Genomic DNA, 18069 nt, shown 5'->3' on the forward strand with positions numbered 1-18069 from the left:
CGAATCTGACGGTCCGTCAATATGTGGGACGGCGGTATGTGACGAGGCGTCAGGTCGTGCGGGGGTGCGGGCCGGTGGGGGCTTGTCGCGCGGTTCCCCGCGCCCCTTCGGGGGCGCCCATGCGGCCGCGAGAACCGCTACGCGCGGTACAAGGCCTCCACCTCGGTCGCGTACGCGTTCTCGATCGCCTTGCGCTTCAGCTTCAGGGACGGGGTCAGCAGGCCGTGTTCCTCGGTGAACTGGTGGGCCAGTATCCGGAACGTGCGGATCGACTCGGCCTGGGAGACCAGGGTGTTCGCGGCGACCACGGCCCGCCGTACCTCGGTCTCCAGGTCGGGGTCCCGCACCAGCTGGGCCGGGGTGAGCGGGGGCTTGCCCCGCATCTGCAGCCAGTGGTCGACGGCCTCACCGTCGAGCGTGACCAGCGCCGCGATGTACGGCCGGTCGTTGCCGACGACGATGCACTGCGCGACCAGCGGATGGTCGCGCACCCGCTCCTCCAGGACGCCCGGCGAGACGCTCTTGCCACCGGAGGTCACCAGGATCTCCTTCTTGCGCCCGGTGATGGTGAGGTAGCCGTCCTCGTCGAGCGCGCCGATGTCGCCGGTGGCGAGCCAGCCGTCGTGCAGGGCCGCGTCGGTGGCCTTCGGGTCGTTGAGATAACCCTGGAAGACGTTGTCGCCGTGCAGCCAGATCTCGCCGTCGTCCGCGATGTGCACGGTCGTGCCGGGGATGGGCTGGCCCACCGTCCCGTAGCGGGTGCGCTCGGGAGGGTTGGCGGTCGCGGCGGCCGTGGACTCGGTGAGCCCGTACCCCTCGTAGATCTGCACGCCGGCGCCCGCGAAGAACAGGCCGAGGCGGCGGTCCATCGCGGAGCCGCCGGACATAGCGTGCCGTACGCGTCCGCCCATCGCGCTGCGGATCTTGGAGTAGACGAGTTTGTCGAAGAGCTGGTGCTGCATCCGCAGGGCGGTGGAAGGTCCGGGACCGATGTCCCAGGCCTTCGCCTCGACCGCGTCCGCGTAGCGCACCGCGACCTCGACGGCCTTCTCGAACGGCCCGCCCTTGCCCTCCTTCTCGGCCTTGCGGCGGGCCGCGTTGAAGACCTTCTCGAAGATGTAGGGCACCGCCAGGAAGAACGTCGGCTGGAACGCGGCCAGATCCGGCAGCAGGGCCGCCGCGTTCAGCTGTGGCTGATGGCCGAACTTGACCTTTCCCCGGACCGCGGCGACCTGCACCATCCGCCCGAAGACGTGCGCGAGCGGCAGGAACAGCAGGGTGGCCGCCTCGTCGCCGCGCTTGGAGTGGAAGAGCGGCTCCCAGCGTCCGATCGCCGTGTCCGTCTCGAACATGAAGTTGGCGTGCGACAGGACGCAGCCCTTGGGGCGGCCCGTGGTGCCGGACGTGTAGATGATCGTCGCCGTCGACTCCGGGGTGACCGCGCGGCGGTGCCGGTGGACCACCTCGTCGTCGATGTGGCCGCCCGCCTCGTACAGCTCCTGCACGGCGCCCGCGTCGAGCTGCCACAGCTTGTGCAGCGTCGGCAGCCGGTCGATGACCGTGGCGACGGTCATCGCGTGGTCCTCGTGCTCCACCATGGCGGCCGACACCTGGGCGTCGTGCAGCATCCAGAAGACCTGCTCGGCCGACGAGGTGGGGTAGATCGGGACGACCTGCGCGCCGATCGACCACAGCGCGTAGTCGAAGAGGGTCCACTCGTAGCGCGTACGGGACATGATCGCGACGCGGTCTCCGAAGCGGACGCCGTGCGCCAGCAGGCCCTTCGCGAGTGCGAGGACCTCGTCACGGAACTCGGCGGACGTCACGTCCCGCCACCTGCCGTGCTCGTCCTTGCGGCCTAGTGCGATGTAGAGGGGGTCCTCCTGGGCATACTCGAACACGGCATCGGCCAGGCCGCCCACCGGCGGTGCCGACGCCAGGGGAGGGTTGGTGAACTCGCTCAATCCCCGCTCCTTGAAGGTGCTCCGCAGCGCGGTGAAAGCTACCCCACGTGACGCCGGGGCGGGAGGGGCGGCGGAGGGGGGTCGGGGATGACGTACGCACTGGTCAACCCCTGAAATCCGGCCACAAGGGGGGAGGCCGGGACAGAATCCTTACTCTTCCGTAAGTTTCGGTTCCGTAATCTCCACGGAATCTGTACGGGGCGCTTACCGGGTTCCGGGCGCGCTCGGCGCCTTTGCGGGGGCCGCCGGTGTCCGGACGCATCCGCGGGCCGGTGGGGGCTTGTCGCGCAGTTCCCCGCGCCCCCTACGGGGTCGGCCGGCGGCCTGGGGAAGCCGCGGGCCGGTGGGGGCTTGTCGCGCAGTTCCCCGCGCCCCTTACGGGGTCGGCCGGCGGCCTGGGGAAGCTGCGGGCCGGTGGGGGCTTGTCGCGCAGTTCCCCGCGCCCCTTACGGGGCTCGGTGGAGGCGGTCCGGGGAAGTCAGGATTGAGGCTGCCAGGGCGTCCGCCGCGCCGCGGGCCGCCGTGTGGCGTCTGCCGTGGAGCAGGACGAAGTCCACCTCGCCCAGTTCCGGGAGGCCCGCGCGGTCCGGGACGCGGACCAGGCCCGGCGGGATCAGACCCCGCGTGTGGGCCATCACACCGAGGCCGGCGCGGGCCGCCGCGATGAGGCCGTTGAGGCTGCCGCTCGTGCACGCGATGCGCCAGGACCGGCCCTGGCCTTCCAGGGCCTCCAGGGCCAGGGCCCGGCTGATGCCCGGCGGCGGGTACACGATCAGCGGGACCGGACGGTCGGGATCCAGCCGCAGCCGCTCCCCGCCGATCCAGACCATGCGGTCGTGCCAGACCAGCTCGCCGCGCGGGTCCTCGGGGCGGCGCTTGGCCAGCACCAGGTCGAGCCGCCCGTCGGCCAGTTGCTCGTGCAAGGTGCCCGAGAGCTCCACCGTCAGTTCCAGGTCGACCTCGGGGTGGTCGTGGCGAAACCCTTCCAGGATCTCGGTCAGCCGGGTCAGGACGAAGTCCTCCGAGGCGCCGAACCGCAGCCGGCCGCGCAGCCGCGTGCCGCCGAAGAACGCCGCCGCCTGCTCGTGCGCCTCCAGGATCCGGCGCGCGAACCCGAGCATCGCCTCGCCGTCCTCCGTCAGCTCCACGGAATGGGTGTCCCGGGTGAACAGCTGCCGCCCGGCGGTGCTCTCCAGGCGGCGCACATGCTGGCTGACCGTGGACTGGCGCAGCCCGAGCCGCCGGGCCGCCTGCGTGAAGCTCAGCGTTTGGGCCACGGCGAGGAAGGTACGCAGTTGCGAGGGGTCGTACACGGGCCCGAGGCTACCGCCTCATCGCGGTTCGTGATGACAGTCAGAGCGGTGTACCGGATTCCCGATCAAGAGTCGGAGGAGGACGATGGAGAGGGCTCGCCCCGTCCGGAAACCACCGACAAGAACCAGTGGCACCGGCGATACCAGCGAAGCCAGTGACACCAGTGACAAAAGCCCCCAGCACCATCGGAGCACCGTGAAACGCCTGAAGTGGCCGTCCTGGCTGCCGATAGACCCGTACATCCTGCTGCTGCTCGGGACGGTGGGGCTCGCCGCCCTGCTGCCCGCCCGGGGCACCGGTGCCGAGGTCGCCAACGGCGCCTCCACCGCGGCGATCGCCTTCCTCTTCTTCCTCTACGGGGCGCGTCTGTCCACCCGCGAGGCGATGGACGGCGTACGGCACTGGCGGTTGCACCTCACGGTGCTGGCCTGCACGTTCGTGCTGTTCCCGCTGCTCGGGCTGGCGGCCCGCGGCCTCGAACCGGTGCTCCTGGACCACAACCTCTACACCGGACTGCTCTTCCTGACCCTCGTGCCCTCGACGGTCCAGTCGTCCATCGCCTTCACCTCCATGGCGCGCGGCAACGTGCCCGCCGCGATCTGCGCGGGCTCCTTCTCCTCCCTGGTGGGCATCGTGCTCACCCCGCTGCTCGCCGCGGCGCTCCTCGGCAGCACGGGAGGCGGCTTCTCCGCGGACTCGCTCCTGAAGATCGTGCTCCAGCTGCTCGTGCCGTTCCTCGCCGGACAGCTGCTGCGCCGCTGGATCGGCGGCTTCGTCGCACGCCGCAGGAAGGTCCTCGGCTACGTGGACCGCGGCTCGATCCTGCTGGTCGTCTACACCGCCTTCAGCGAGGGCATGGTGCAGGGCATCTGGCACCAGGTCAGCCCGCTGCGGCTGGGCGGTCTGCTCGCCGTCGAGGTGGTCCTGCTCGCGGTGATGCTGACGGTGACCTGGTACGGGGCCAAGGCCCTCGGGTTCCACCGGGACGATCGTGTCGCCATCCAGTTCGCCGGCTCGAAGAAGTCCCTGGCGTCCGGCCTGCCCATGGCGAGCGTCCTGTTCGGCGCCCACGCCTCGCTGGCGGTGCTGCCGCTGATGCTCTTCCACCAGATGCAGCTCATGGTGTGCGCGGTCATCGCCAAGCGCCGCTCCCGCGACCCGCAGGCCGAGCCGCAGGCGCGGCCGTGCCTCACCCCGGGCCCAGCCGCAGCGTCACGAATCGCGGTCGGTACAGGGACACGTTCCGGCTGAGGTTGGCCTGCGCCGTCGCCCCGCCGGTCGCGTCCAGCCAGTTGACGTCGTAGCTCAGCATGAGCCCGCCCCGGCCGATCGCCGGATGGACCTGCGGGTTGTACGCCGCCACGCCCGCCCCCCGCTCCGGCAGCGGTGGGCTGAAGCCCTTGCCGGGGCCGTGCCAGGGCCCGGTGGGGGAGCACGCCCAGTACGAGGTGACGGTCGTCAGCCCCTCGGCGCCCGCCGCCATCGTGAACAGGACGTACGTCCCCCCGTCGCGGGCCACCGTGAACGCGCTGCCCACCCCCTCGTCCCGGCCGTCACCCAGTACGGGCTTCATGCGGGAGGGGATGGTCCACCGCTCGCCGTCCCAGTACTGCCACGCGTCCGGGTCCGCGAGCCGCCCCCGGGGCACGCGCGCGACGTACGCGTGCGACGCGGGCCGGGCGGCGGCCCGCGCGTCGTCCCCGCCGAACACGTACGTCCAGTCCTCGTCGTGGGTCAGCGCGGTCGTGCCGAACAGCACGCGCCGCGCGGGATCCCGGACCTGTCGCTGGTCGAGGACCTCGGTGATCCCTTCGAGCCGCAGACCGGGCAGCGACAGCGTGGCGACCTCGGTGGCGGTGGGCACCCCGTAGATCCACGGGTACGCGCCGGTCGTGCGGGTCCACAGCACGACCCGTACGACCTGCTCGGCCGAGCCGGGGGAGCGGGGTTCGACACGCGCCGCGACCGGCCAGCGCCACCGGCCGGGCGCCGGGTCCGCGAACAGCGGGGCGGGCAGGGTGCGTTGCAGACGCCCGTCCTTCATGACCACGGCGGAGTTGCGCACCAGCGGTGCCGTCGTGTCCCGCCAGGCGTAGGACTCGCCCGCCGGGTTCGGCGGACGGTACACCTGGCCGAGGTAGGTGTCCGAGAACAGCCAGAGCACCCGCCCGTCCGGCAGCCGCACCGAGTGCGTACCGTCGCCGCCGGTCCAGTCGTCGGCCCGCGAGGCGTCGTCCCCGTACCGCGCGAACTCGTCCGTGACGCCGGTGTTCGCGGCCCAGGAGGCGACCGTACGGGCCTTGCAGGCGGCCTCCCCGCCGTCGTCGTCCGGGACGGCCGTGAGCAGCACCGCGCCGAGGACCAGGGCCAGGAGCAGACCCAGCCCGGTCCCCGTGCGCTGTCGTGCTCGTGTGTCGTCGGGCACGCCCGGGACGTTAGTGGCCTGCGCTCACCCGGTCCATGGGCAGCCACAGGACGGTTCCGCCGGTCACGGTCGTGTCCCCGGCGCGCACATCGGCCAGTTCGCCGTCGCTCAGCGCCCGGTCGTGGACCCGGACGTCGTCGATCGCGCCGGTCAAGTGGGCGCGGCTGTCCAGCTTCTGGCCGACGTGCACCCCGAACGGCGAGTTCCGGCTCACCGATCCCGGCACGTCCGCCGCCGTGCCGGCCACGGTCCCGTCGATGAACAGCGTCAGCTGTCCGCCGCCCCGGCGCAGCGCCAGATGGTGCCACTGCCCGTCGTCGTACGCGCCGGTGGTGCGCACGGACGCGGAGCGGGGGGCGCTCGCGCCGTCCCGGGTCGTGATCAGCCCCTGGACCCGGTTGTTCGCGGGTTCGCCGCGCAGCCACACCTGCGGCTGGGTGGAGCCGACCCCGCCCATCCACAGGAACGGCTGCTCGCCCGTGGTGGCCGTGTAGCGGAACCACAGTGACGCCGTGAAGTCCTTCGTCCCGAGGGGCAGTCGGGCCCGGTGGGGCAGGCGTACGGCGTCGTCGGCGCCGTCGAACGCGAGGGCCCCGCCGAACACGCCGTCCGTCCTCGTCGCGCCGCCGAGGACCGCCGCGCCGGGTGCGCGCGGGGCGAGGTCCGCGGTGGTCGGGTCGGGGCCGCGGCGCGGGGTCAGCCAGTCCTCGGTGAACCGGGCGAAGCGGATCTCGTCGCGCGCGTCCACGGCGCCGCCCTCGTACAGCAGGCCCGCCGTGTCGGCGCCGATGCCGACCAGGTCGGAGTAGCCGGACCAGTCCGTCGTGACGACCGTGCCGCGGTCGACGCCGTCCCAGGTGCGTCCGCCGTCGTAGGAGGAGCGGATCATCATCGTGCGGCGGCGGTCCGGGTCGGCGGGGCAGGCGAGCAGGATCCGGTCGCCCATGCGCAGCGTGGAGCCCTGGACCTGCGGTGTGTAGAGGTCGGGCAGGGCCTTGAAGGGCGAGGTGAAGCTGTCGCCGCCGTCGGCGCTGAACGCCTGGGTGCGGTGGCCGGGATCGGTGCCGTCCTGCTCGCGCCCGCTGACCAGGACCGTGCCGTCGGCGCCCTCGGTGACGGTCATCTCGGAGGGCTTCTGCCGGAACGTGCCGTCCTGCGCTGTCGGCCAGGAGTCCGTCGCCCCGACCCGCCAGTGGTCGCCGCCGTCGTCGCTGACGACGAGCGCCGCGTGGTTCGCGGTGACGTGGCTGCCGTCCCACGTCTCGGTGTTGACGGCGAGGACGAGCCGGCCCACGTGCTTGCCACGGGTCAGCTGGAGGCCGTGCACCGGCCCGGTCGCGTACCAGGAGTTCCAGTGCGCGGGCAGGATCTCGTCGCTGAGGTCGCGGGGCTCGGACCAGGTGCGCCCGTCGTCGTCGCTGTGCTGCATGTGCGGGGTGCGGTCGCACGGGACGGCGCAGTTGCCGCCGTCCGTACGGCCCGTGTTGTACGTCTCGGCCAGCACGATCCGGCCGGTTCCGCGGTCCACCACCGGCGCGGGGTTGCCGTGCGTGTCGCCCGCGCCCTCGTTGATGATCTGCAGCGGGCCCCAGGTGCGTCCGCCGTCGGTGGAGCGCTTGAGCACGATGTCTATGTCACCGGCGTCGCTGCAGTCGTTCACCCGGCCCTCTGCGAACGCCAGCAGGGTGCCCTTCGTCGTCCTCACGACGGCCGGGATCCGGAAGCAGGCGTATCCGGGATCCTGGGAGGCCTTGAAAAGCACCTGCTGCTCGAACGCGGCGACTCCGGTGGTCGCGCCGGGTTCGGCCGCGGTCCCGGCGTGTCCGGTGCCCGGCACCCCGAGCAGCGCGGTGAGAGTGAGGACCGCCGTCAGGGCGCCGGTGACAGCGGTCCTCCAGGGTCTGGCCGTGCGGGGAGTTCGGGGGCGTGCGCGAAGACTTGACGGCATGGTGCGACCTGCCCTTCATGCGTCTGATGCGTCTCGGGCGTCTCGGGTGTCTCACGCGTCCGGACAACCGGACATCCCATGTCCTGGCTGCGCGCCACAGACGGTACTGGGCTCCCAGGCACCTCACAAGAAGCGCGCACGGCCGTGGCGCGAGAACTTCCCGCCGCACCGGCTCGGGTCAGGGGCGACCTCGGCTACGACCTCGTCCTCGTCGAGGACGCCAGGTCACCCGTCCAGGTGATTGCGCTCCGATCCCCGTCCTGAACCAGTCCCGACGCGCCACGCTGAGCTGCATGTTCTGGTCTCCCTCCGCTCAGGGTCGATGGCGCCGGACCGTACGGAACGCGGTGCTGGTCGGGCTCGGTCTGGCCCTGGTGGTGATCCCGCTCTGGCTGATGCGGGACGGCATCGAGAAGAAGGATGTCATCGGCATCCTGCTCGCGATCCTGGCGTTGGCCGTGGCGGTCGCCGACTACCTCCGCGGAGACAGCAGAGTGCCGCTCTCTCCCGGCGCTCAGGCCGACGCCCTCGCGGACGCGGTACAGGGGCAGTGGGCGGAGGAGGCCAGAGCCCGCAGGCTTCGTGACCCGCGTGTCCTGCCACTGACCTGGACGACCGCCGACCCCGCCGTCCGGTCGACCGCGGACCGCAGCGTTCGCATCCGTCTCGACGGCCGCCTGGACGGCGACTTCGACAGCATGACCGTCCAGCTCGCGGACGGCTACCGGCGGCTGCCCAACGGACGCCTGGTCGCCATCGGCGAGCCCGGCGCGGGCAAGACCGTGTTGGCGATCCTGCTCACCCTCGGACTTCTCGGCCGTCGCAGTGCGGGCGAACCGGTGCCGGTACTGCTGTCGGCGTCGTCGTGGGATCCGATCTGTGAATCACTGGACGACTGGATCGTCCGAACGCTGGCGGACACCTACTACCGGGGCCGCCCCGAGATCCCCCGGACCGTCCTCGACCACGGCCTCCTCACGCCGATCGTCGACGGCCTCGACGAGATCCCCGAGTCCGCCCGGCGGGGTGCGGTCCGCGCCATGAACTACGCCCTCGGCGCCGAACGGCCCATCGTCGTCACCTGCCGGGCGGTGGAATACACGGATGTGATCGCGGCGGGCTCTCCCACTCTGCGCAGGGCCCCGGTGGTTCAGGTCGCCCCCCTCGCCGCGGCCGACACCATCGCCTACCTGGAGGATGTCGACTGGCCGGACCCCGAGACGCGCTGGGCCCAGGTGTACGACCGCCTTCGCGTCGCCCCGCCGGACACCCCGGTCCGCGCCGCACTGTCCACGCCGCTGATGGTCTCCCAGGCGCGCCTGGTCTACCAGCGTCTGGGAGGGGCCCCCGCCGAACTGCTCGACCCCTCCCGGTTCGATTCCCGCCACGCCATCGAGGACTACCTGCTGGACCGTCTCATCGACGCCGCCTACGCGCCGGACCGGCTGCCGTCCGGTCGGCCGACGGGGGAGCCGCCCCGCTGGGAGGCGGCCAAGGCCGAACGCTGGCTGACGTACCTTGCCCAGTACCTCCACCGGTACCGCGAACGTGACGTCGCCTGGTGGCAGTTGAGCCAACGGCTCCTTTCCCCATGGGTGGCACCGGCACTGGGCCTCGCCCTGGGGACGGTACTGATGGTGGTCGTATCGGTGTGGCTGACGAACCTGAAGCTCTGGCACGAGAGCTTCGGATACACGCCCTCTGATGAGAACGAAGTGCTCTTCTCGTCGGCCTTCACCGTCTCCGCTCTGACGGGCACGGGGATGGCGGTCCTGGTCGTGATCGTCTGGTACGCGACTCCCGGCAGGACTCCCGGTCAGCTGTCGTTCACCCTCCGCGGGTCCCTGCGCCGACTGCGGGAAGGAGCGGCCACCGGTGTCGCGGTGGTGGCCGTCCCCGCCGCGCCCATCGTGCTCGGGCAGGCTGTGTCCGTTTCGCTCAGCGAACTGAGTTGGTCGTTCAACGCCTCTGTGGACTACGTCGAACTGCTGGGCACGGTGTGCGCGCTGGCCGTCGTGGCCGGTCTCGCGGTCGCCGTCCACAACTGGCTCACCGCACAGCCGGAGCGCGCGGCCCGAGCCACGCCCGAACACATGCTCCGACACGACCGGAACTCGTCACTCCTTGGCGCACTGGCCGCCGGTACGGTGACCGCGCTCATCGCGAGTGCCGCCCTGATTCCCGTGCTGGTGGCGAGCGACATGGTCGCCACGGCCCTCATGGGGTGGCACGGCGAGCCTTCGCCGTCCGATTTCGCCGCATTGCAGAAGAACGAGCTCCGCTTCGACCTCCGTCGAATCCTGATCATCGAGACGGCCGGAATCCTCCCCGGTACCACCTGCGCCGTCCTTCTCCTCCTGTCCCGGGCCTGGCCCAGGTTCCGGCTGGCGGCCTTCCTGCTCGCCGTACGAGGTCGCCTGCCCTGGCGGCTGATCGGCTTTCTCACCGATGCCCGACGCCGCGGAGTGCTACGTCAGTCAGGGGGCGTGTATCAGTTCCGGCACATCCGCCTGGTGGAGCGGCTCAACGATCAACCGCTCCCGCAGGGCCACCGGCCACGTTTCAGGCGCCGCACGATCGGTGTTGTGGCCACAGTGATGGCAGTCGCCTCGACAGCACTGGTTGTCGCATTACCGGATGACGATTCACGGTCGACGATTCTGGTTATTGGTATGGAAGACACCAGTACGAGTGATGCGGCGCTCAGCTCAAATGGCCGATGGCTCGTGTACCAGCGAAGCCTGGTGTATCAGGACAACTCCTCCGCGTATGACAGCACCTGGCTGCTCAGCTTGGATCCCGGGAAAGGGAGGGTGGTCGGCCGTCGCATCGCCGATATTGGAACCTCCCCAGCTGGGGAAATGATCGTAAGCAGGGACGGCCGTTCCGTCGTCGCTGCCGCAGACGGGGTTGCTGCGGCCTGGTCCGTCAAGTCAGCCAACAAATTCAAACGACGATGCACCATTGAATATGCCCCTGAGGATGCGACTTTTTCCCTCAGCCCGGACGGCGGCAAGTTGGCGGTGGGTGCCGTATCCAAATCCAAGAGCGGTGCAACCATCCGCGTATGGGACCTGGGCACCTGCCGGAGGGACCCGATTCGTACGATCCCCTACGAGAAATCTATGACGGATTCAATGATTTCCGACCTGGAGTTTGATCCGACGGCGAAGGTCCTCGCAGTGAGTTTCAGCGAAAACGAGGGGCGGAAATCGTACACGGAACTATGGGACTTGGAGAAGCAGGAAAAGCCACGTCGTCTTCCAGGTAAGCAGGGGGAAAGCGAATATGTCGTACTGGGGCGGCATGGCGAGAATGTCGCCTCTTACGATTATACAAATGAACGCACCCGCGTGTGGAACGCATCCTCCTGCAAGAAAACCTGCACCATCCGAACTGGATATCCAGCTGCCTTCAGCGACAGCGGCGATGTGCTGGCGACCTACTCGGAAAGCGAGATCTTTCTGTGGGACGCGGACAACGGAGAACGACTGGACAGCCCTTCCCTCAAGACTGAAGGCGTCATTCGCATCGCCTTCGGCCCCGGCTCCCGGACTCTCACCACGTTGCACTCGGACGGCATGGTGAAACGGTGGAACGTACACCAGGGCTGGAACTGACGGTGGCAACACGACGGGGCCCCTCCGGCGCAGGGGGCGCTCCCCGCCGGGTAGGGGCCCCGCCGCCGTGCAGCGGGGAGACCGGTCAGCCCTGGGCGGCCGCGGCCTGCAGGGCGATGCGGTGCTCGCCCGCGTACACGTTCATGGAGGTGCCCCGCAGGAAACCGACGAGGGTCAGGTTCGACTCGGCGGCCAGGTCGACCGCGAGCGAGGACGGTGCCGAGACCGCGGCGAGCACCGGGATGCCCGCCATCACCGCCTTCTGGGCCAGCTCGAAGGAGGCGCGCCCCGAGACCAGCAGGACCGTGCGGGAGAGCGGCAGCGAGCCGTTCTGGAGGGCGCGGCCGACCAGCTTGTCGACCGCGTTGTGCCGGCCCACGTCCTCCCGGATGTCGACCAGTTCGCCGTCCTCGGTGAACAGGGCCGCCGCGTGCAGACCCCCGGTCCGGTCGAACACGCGCTGCGCCGCGCGCAGCCGGTCGGGGAGGCTCGCGAGCAGTTCGGGCCCGAGCCGTACCGGGGGAGTCGTGTCGCCGTGCGTGTCGTCGATCGTCCAGCGGGCCGTCGTGCGGACCGCGTCCAGGCTGGCCTTGCCGCACAGCCCGCAGGACGACGTCGTGTACACGTTGCGTTCGAGCGTGATGTCGGGGATGACGACGCCGGGCGCCGTCCGAACGTCGACGATGTTGTAGGTGTTCGAGCCGTCCACGGTGGCGCCGGCGCAGTAGACGATGTTCTGCAGTTCGTCCGCCGCGCCCAGCACCCCCTCGCTGACCAGGAAGCCCGCCGCGAGCGCGAAGTCGTCGCCCGGGGTGCGCATCGTGATCGCGAGGGGTTTTCCGTTGAGCCGGATCTCCAGTGGTTCCTCGGCGACGAGCGTGTCCGGACGGGCGGAGACCACCCCGTCGCGGATGCGGATCACCTTGCGTCGTTCCGTGACTCGTCCCATGTCCTGATCAGTCCCGGTTCTGTACGTGCTGGTAGCCGAAGCGGCCCTTGATGCAGAGGTTGCCGTGGGTCACCGGGTTGTCGTGCGGCGAGGTGACCTTGACGATCTCATTGTCCTGTACGTGCAGGGTGAGATTGCAGCCCACTCCGCAGTAGGCGCACACCGTGGTCGTCCCGGTCTGCGCCGACTCGTCCCACGTACCCGCCGCACGCATGTCGAACTCCGATTTGAACGAAAGCGCACCCGTCGGGCACACCTCGATGCAGTTGCCGCAGTACACGCAGGCCGATTCCGTGAGGGGGCCGTCGTGCTCGACGGCGATCCGGGCGTCGAAGCCGCGGCCGACGACCGAGATGGCGAAGGTGTTCTGCCACTGGTCCCCGCAGGCGTCCACGCACTTGTAGCAGAGGATGCACTTGCCGTAGTCGCGCACATAGAGGTCGTTGTCGATCCTCGGCTGTTCGTCGACGCGGGCCGCGTCGGGGCCGAACCGGTCGGGCTCGGCCTCGTACTCCTTGAGCCAGCCGGCGACCTCCGGTGTGGTCGACAGGTCGACGGAGGACGCGAGCAGCTCAAGGACGATCTTGCGGCTGTGTCTGGCGCGCTCGGTGTCCGTGCGCACCTCCATGCCCGCCTCCGCCTTGCGGGAACAGGCCGGGACGAGGGTGCGCGCGCCCTCGACCTCGACGACGCACACGCGGCAGGCGTTCTTGGGGGTGAGGGTGTCGCCCTCGCACAGGGTCGGGACGTCCTTGCCCGCCGACCGGCAGGCGTCGAGGATCGTCGAGCCCTCCGGCGTGCGCACAGGATCGCCGTCGATCGTGAACTCCAGCAGGCGGCGGGGGATCCCCAGCGGTATCAAGGTCATTCGTACGCCCCCAGGCGGTCGATGGCGGATTCCACGGCGTTCCAGGCGGTCTGTCCCAGACCGCAGATCGAGGCGTCCTTCATGGCCCGGCCCACCTCCCGCAGCAGCGTGATGTCGGCCGCCGCGTCCGCGCCGGTCCGCTCGACGATGCGGTGCAGGGCCTCCTCCTGGCGGACGGTCCCGACCCGGCACGGCACGCACTGCCCGCACGACTCGTCCCGGAAGAACTCGGCGATGCGCAGCAGCAGACGCGGCAGCGGCACGGTGTCGTCGAAGGCGAGCACGACCCCCGAGCCGAGTGTCGTGCCGGCCGCCCGCGTGCCCTCGAAGGTGAGCGGGATGTCCAGCTCGTCGGGCCGTACGAAGCCACCGGCCGCGCCGCCGAGCAGGACCGCGCGCAGCCTCTCGCGTACGCCCGCCAGCTCCAGCAGCTCGCCGAGCGTGGCGCCGAACGGCAGCTCGTAGATACCGGGCCGGTCCACGCTGCCGGACACGCAGAACAGCTTCGGTCCGGTGGACCCGCCAGTACCGGTGCCGATCGCCGCGTACGCCGCGGCCCCGACGGTGAGGATCGGCAGGACGTTGACCAGCGTCTCGACGTTGTTCTCGGCGGTCGGCTTGCCGAACAGGCCCTTCTCCACGGGGAAGGGCGGTTTCGACCGCGGCTCGCCCCTGTACCCCTCGATGGAGTTGAAGAGGGCGGTCTCCTCACCGCAGATGTACGCGCCCGCGCCGCGCCGGATCTCGATGTCGAAGGCGTACCCCTGCCCGAGGACATCGTCCCCGAGCAGACCGCGCGCGCGTGCCTGCCCGATGGCGTGCTCCATGCGGCGCAGGGCTCGTGGGTACTCGCCGCGCAGGTAGAGGTAACCCTTGTGCGCCCCGACCGCGTACGCCGCGATCGTCATCGCCTCCACGAGGGAGTACGGGTCGCCCTCCATGACCACGCGGTCCTTGAAGGTGCCGGGCTCGGATTCGTCCGCGTTGCACACCAGGTAGTGCGGGTGGTCGGGCTGGGACGCCGTGGCCTGCCATTTGCGGCCGGTGGGGAAGGCGGCGCCGCCGCGCCCGACCAGGCCCGCGTCGGTGACCTCGCGGATGACCCCGGCGGGGCCGATCGCGAAGGCCTGCCGCAGGGCCGTGTAACCGCCGTGCGCCCGGTAGTCGTCGAGCGACGCCGGATCGACCACGCCGACCCGGCCGAGCAGCATCAGGGCGGGATCCCCGGCCTGCGGGACCGCCAGCGCGGCGGGCGGCTCCTCGGGCGCCGAGTCGGGCGAGCGCGCCGCGAGGACGGCCCGCTCGACGGTCGCCGGCGCCGACACGGCCGTACGCACCGGGTCCCCGGCCTTGACGGCGAGCGCGGCCGGGGCCCTTTCGCACAGGCCGAGGCAGGGGCTGCGCTCGACGCTGACGCCGCTGCCGAGGCCCAGGCGGGCCTCGACCCCGGCGCACAGCTCCGAGGCCCCGGCCGCCGCGCACGCCAGGTCCGTGCACACGTGCAGGACCGTCGCCGGGCGCGGCTTCACCGAGAACATCGCGTAGAAGGTGGCGACCCCGTACGCGTCCGCCGGCGGCACGGTGAGCCGCCGGCACAGGTAGTCGAGGGCGCCCTCGCTGATCCAGCCGATCCGGTCGTGGACGGCGTGCAGCCCCGGCAACAGCAGGTCACGACGTTCCCGGGCCTCTCGCCCGCCGCGTGCCCACCTGAGGTCGGCGTCGCTGCGGTCGGCGCCCTCCCACGAAGACTCCGGAGGGCCGAGCAGCGTGTCGATCGCCGCCCGTTCCTCGTCCGTCGGTTTGCTGTCTCCGAAGTGCAGGTCCACTCACATCACCTCACTTGACTCTCACTTGACCTGAATCGCAACCGGCAGTTTTTCGATGCGGATCGCCGACGCCTTGAACTCCGCCGTCCCCGCGATCGGGCAGTTGGCCTCGATCGTCAGCTGGTTGGTGTCCACCTCGTCGGGAAAGTGCATGGTCATGAACGCGAGGCCGGGCCGCAGCGCGGTGTCGACCCACACCGGCGCCACCACCGAACCGCGCCGCGAGGAGATCTGGACCTGCTCGCCGACCACCACGCCGTAGCGCTCCGCGTCCTCCGGGCACAGCTCGACGAACTCGCCGCGCCGCATCGGCGAGGCGAAACCACCGCTCTGCACACCGGTGTTGTACGAGTCGAGCCGCCGCCCGGTGGTCAGCCGGATCGGGAACCGCTCGTCCGTCAGGTCGACGGGCGGATCGTGCTGGACGATCCCGAAGGGCGCGAGCCGGCCCCGCGCCGCCCGGTCGGACTCCCACAACCTGCCGTGCAGATAGGTCGGTTCGATCCGGTCCGTCTGCGGGCAGGGCCACTGGATGCCCTGATGCTCCGCCAGCCGCTCGTACGTCATCCCGTAGTGGTCCGGGGACACCGACCGCAGCTCGTCCCACACCGCCTCGGAGTCCTCGTACTTCCACTCGTGTCCCATGCGGGAGGCGAGGTCGCAGAGGATGTCGATGTCCTCGCGGGCCTCGCCGGGCGGGGTGACCGCCCGGCGCACCCGCTGAACCCGCCGCTCGCTGTTGGTCGTCGTGCCCTCGGTCTCGGCCCAGCCGGCCGTCGCGGGGAGCACCACGTCCGCAAGTTCGGCCGTCTTCGTCAGGAAGATGTCCTGGACGACGAGGAAGTCGAGTGCCCGCATACGGCGTATCGCCTGCTCGCTGTCGGCCTCCGACTGCGCCGGGTTCTCCCCGATGCAGTAGACGGCCTTGAGTGAGCCCTCCTCCATGGCCTCGAACATCTCCGTCAGGTTCAGCCCGTAGTGCGGCTCGATGACGGTGTCCCACACGGACTCGAACTTCAGCCGGGTGTCCGGGTCGAGGATGTCCTGGAAGCCGGGCAGCCGGTTCGGGATGGCGCCCATGTCACCGCCGCCCTGCACGTTGTTCTGTCCGCGCAGGGGCTGCAACCCGGAACCGAAGCGGCCCACATGGCCCGTCAGGAGGGACAGGTTGATGAGCGCGCGGACGTTGTCCGTGCCGTTGTGGTGCTCGGTGATGCCGAGCGTCCAGCACAACTGGGCGCGCTCGGCGCGGGCGTAGGCGTGCGCCAACTCCCGTATGGCGGCGGCCGGTACGCCCGTCACCTTCTCGGCGAGCGACAGCGTCCACGGTTCGACGAGCTGCTTGTACTCCTCGAAGCCGGTGGTGGCCCGCTCGATGAACGCCTCGTTCGCGAGTCCCGCCCGGATGATCTCGCGACCGATCGCGTGGGCCATCGGGATGTCCGTGCCCACGTTCAGCCCGAGCCAGCCCTCGGCCCACTCGGCGGTGGAGGTGCGGCGCGGGTCGACCGCGTACATCCGGGCGCCGTTCCTGATGCCCTTCAGGACGTGCTGGAAGAAGATCGGGTGCGCGAAGCGGGCGTTGGAGCCCCACATCACGACCAGGTCGGTGTGCTCGACCTCGGCATACGAGGAGGTGCCGCCGCCCGAGCCGAAGGCCGCCGACAGGCCTGCCACGCTGGGTGCGTGGCAGGTGCGGTTGCAGGAGTCGACGTTGTTGGTGCCCATGACCACGCGGGCGAACTTCTGGGCCACGTAGTTCATCTCGTTGGTCGCGCGGGCGCAGGAGAACAGGCCGAACGCGCCGCGTGCCGCGCCCAGGCCCCGGGCGACACGGTCCAGGGCCTCGTCCCAACTCGCCCTGCGGAAGGGCTCGTCACGGGAGTCACGGACCATGGGGTACTGAAGTCGGTTGTACGTCTTGGGAGTTCGGTCTCGCTTCTTCATACCGTGTTCCTCGAAGTCCTCATACTGCTCCTCACCCGTTTCCTTGTGGGGCTCCTCATGCGGCGGTCCTCAGCGCGAGCAGGTCCGAGATGGCGTGGACGGTGCGGAGCGTGGGCACCGGGACGTCGGTGATCTCCGCCAGTTCGACGACGGCGGCGAGCAGCACGTCGAGTTCGAGCGGTTTGCCGCGCTCCAGGTCCTGGAGCGTCGAGGTGCGGTGGTCACCGACCCGCTCCGCGCCGGCCAGGCGCCGCTCGATGGAGACGCCCACCCGGCAGCCCAGTGCCTCGGCGACCGCGAGCGTCTCGGTCATCATGATCTCGATGACCCGGCGGGTGCCGCCGTGCAGGCACATCTGCCGCATGGTGGCCCGGGCCAGGGCACTGATGGGGTTGAAGGAGATGTTGCCGAGCAGCTTGAGCCAGATGTCGTTGCGCAGGTCCGGCTCGACCGGGCACTTGAGCCCGCCGGCCACCATGGCCTCGCCGAACTCCGTACAGCGCGCCGAGACCGTACGGTCCGGCTCGCCGACGGAGAACCGGGTGCCTTCGAGATGGCGGACCACTCCGGGGCCCGCCAGCTCGGTCGCCGCGTAGACGACACAGCCGATGGCCCGGGACGGCGCGATCACCGCACCGACCGCGCCGCCGGGGTCCACGCTCTCGATGCGGTGGCCGTCGTGCGGCCCGCCGTGCCGGTGGAAGTACCACCAGGGAATGCCGTTCTGCGCGGCGATCACCGCGGTCGTGTCGTGCAGAAGAGGCTCGATGAGCGGCCCGCACGCCGCGTACGAGTTGGCCTTCAGGCCCAGGAAGACGAAGTCGACCGGGCCGACCTCGGCCGGGTCGTCGGTGGCGTGGGCCCGGGCGGTGAAGTCGCCGCGCGGGCTGAGCACTCGCACTCCGTGCTGCCTCATGGCCGCGAGATGCGGTCCACGGGCGATGAGGTGCACATCGGCACCCGCGCGATGCAGCGCGGCTCCGACGTAGGCGCCGATAGCACCGGCACCGAGAACTGCCACTTTCACTTGGGGGCTCCGTTCGGTCGAGGGTACCGAGGAGACGCTGTACAGCGTTGAAGCGTGATGAACCATGTCGACTGAATATTGTCTACAGTATGGGAGTTGGAGCAGCAAGGGTTCGCGCAGCACCCGACCGACTCCGGGGTTCGCTGAGGGTCGCGCCCCGAACACCCTTGGTAGAGACATG

Annotated in this window: 11 protein-coding genes; 2 read left to right on the forward strand and 9 right to left on the reverse strand. The window is 70.4% G+C overall.

The genetic code is table 11. From position 1 onward, the window contains the following. Positions 1-137 precede the first annotated feature (137 nt). Both ACH4DZ_RS20680 and ACH4DZ_RS20685 read right to left on the reverse strand, forming a co-directional pair. Complete coding sequence (locus ACH4DZ_RS20680; RefSeq protein ID WP_398288643.1) at positions 138-1964, reverse strand: AMP-dependent synthetase/ligase; 1827 nt, start codon at positions 1962-1964, stop codon at positions 138-140. Positions 1965-2410: 446 nt separating this feature from the next. Next, complete coding sequence (locus ACH4DZ_RS20685) at positions 2411-3277, reverse strand: LysR substrate-binding domain-containing protein (RefSeq protein WP_398288645.1); 867 nt, start codon at positions 3275-3277, stop codon at positions 2411-2413. A gap of 196 nt (positions 3278-3473) precedes the next feature. Here ACH4DZ_RS20685 and ACH4DZ_RS20690 point away from each other — a divergent pair, with 196 nt between their 5' ends. After that, positions 3474-4529 (forward strand): bile acid:sodium symporter family protein, encoded by a 1056-nt coding sequence (locus ACH4DZ_RS20690; RefSeq protein WP_398288646.1) that lies wholly within the window; start codon positions 3474-3476, stop codon positions 4527-4529. Here ACH4DZ_RS20690 and ACH4DZ_RS20695 read toward each other — a convergent pair. Then, on the reverse strand, positions 4468-5703 hold the full coding sequence (locus tag ACH4DZ_RS20695; protein ID WP_398288647.1) for a DUF4185 domain-containing protein: 1236 nt from the start codon (positions 5701-5703) through the stop codon (positions 4468-4470). The genes ACH4DZ_RS20690 and ACH4DZ_RS20695 overlap by 62 nt on opposite strands. Positions 5704-5713: 10 nt before the next feature. Beyond that, the gene (locus ACH4DZ_RS20700; RefSeq protein WP_398288648.1) at positions 5714-7651 is read right to left on the reverse strand and encodes an exo-alpha-sialidase; all 1938 of its coding nucleotides are present in this window, start codon (positions 7649-7651) and stop codon (positions 5714-5716) included. Positions 7652-7998: 347 nt separating this feature from the next. Between ACH4DZ_RS20700 and ACH4DZ_RS20705 the strand changes: the two genes are divergently transcribed. Continuing rightward, positions 7999-11271, forward strand: coding sequence for an NACHT and WD40 repeat domain-containing protein (locus ACH4DZ_RS20705; protein WP_398288649.1), 3273 nt, complete (start codon positions 7999-8001; stop codon positions 11269-11271). A gap of 85 nt (positions 11272-11356) precedes the next feature. Here the strand turns inward: ACH4DZ_RS20705 and fdhD are convergent, their stop codons facing one another. From fdhD to ACH4DZ_RS20730, 5 genes are read right to left on the reverse strand one after another with little or no spacing between them, the layout of a single operon-like run. Continuing rightward, positions 11357-12220 (reverse strand): formate dehydrogenase accessory sulfurtransferase FdhD, encoded by an 864-nt coding sequence (gene fdhD / locus ACH4DZ_RS20710; protein ID WP_384804789.1) that lies wholly within the window; start codon positions 12218-12220, stop codon positions 11357-11359. 7 nt (positions 12221-12227) lie between these two features. Continuing rightward, on the reverse strand, positions 12228-13088 hold the full coding sequence (locus tag ACH4DZ_RS20715; protein WP_398288650.1) for a 2Fe-2S iron-sulfur cluster-binding protein: 861 nt from the start codon (positions 13086-13088) through the stop codon (positions 12228-12230). After that, positions 13085-14914 (reverse strand): NAD(P)H-dependent oxidoreductase subunit E, encoded by a 1830-nt coding sequence (locus tag ACH4DZ_RS20720; RefSeq protein WP_398288651.1) that lies wholly within the window; start codon positions 14912-14914, stop codon positions 13085-13087. The genes ACH4DZ_RS20715 and ACH4DZ_RS20720 overlap by 4 nt, the downstream gene beginning before the upstream one ends. Positions 14915-14935: 21 nt before the next feature. Continuing rightward, on the reverse strand, positions 14936-16861 hold the full coding sequence (locus ACH4DZ_RS20725) for a molybdopterin oxidoreductase family protein (protein WP_398288652.1): 1926 nt from the start codon (positions 16859-16861) through the stop codon (positions 14936-14938). Positions 16862-16916: 55 nt separating this feature from the next. Next, positions 16917-17888 carry a 2-dehydropantoate 2-reductase gene (locus ACH4DZ_RS20730; protein WP_398288653.1) on the reverse strand — a complete coding sequence of 324 codons (972 nt, stop codon included), beginning with the start codon at positions 17886-17888 and terminating at the stop codon, positions 16917-16919. Between the last annotated feature and the right edge of the window lie 181 nt (positions 17889-18069).

It is taken from the genome of Streptomyces sp. NPDC017991 (genome assembly GCF_044328075.1).
Classification (GTDB): Bacteria; Actinomycetota; Actinomycetes; order Streptomycetales; family Streptomycetaceae; genus Streptomyces.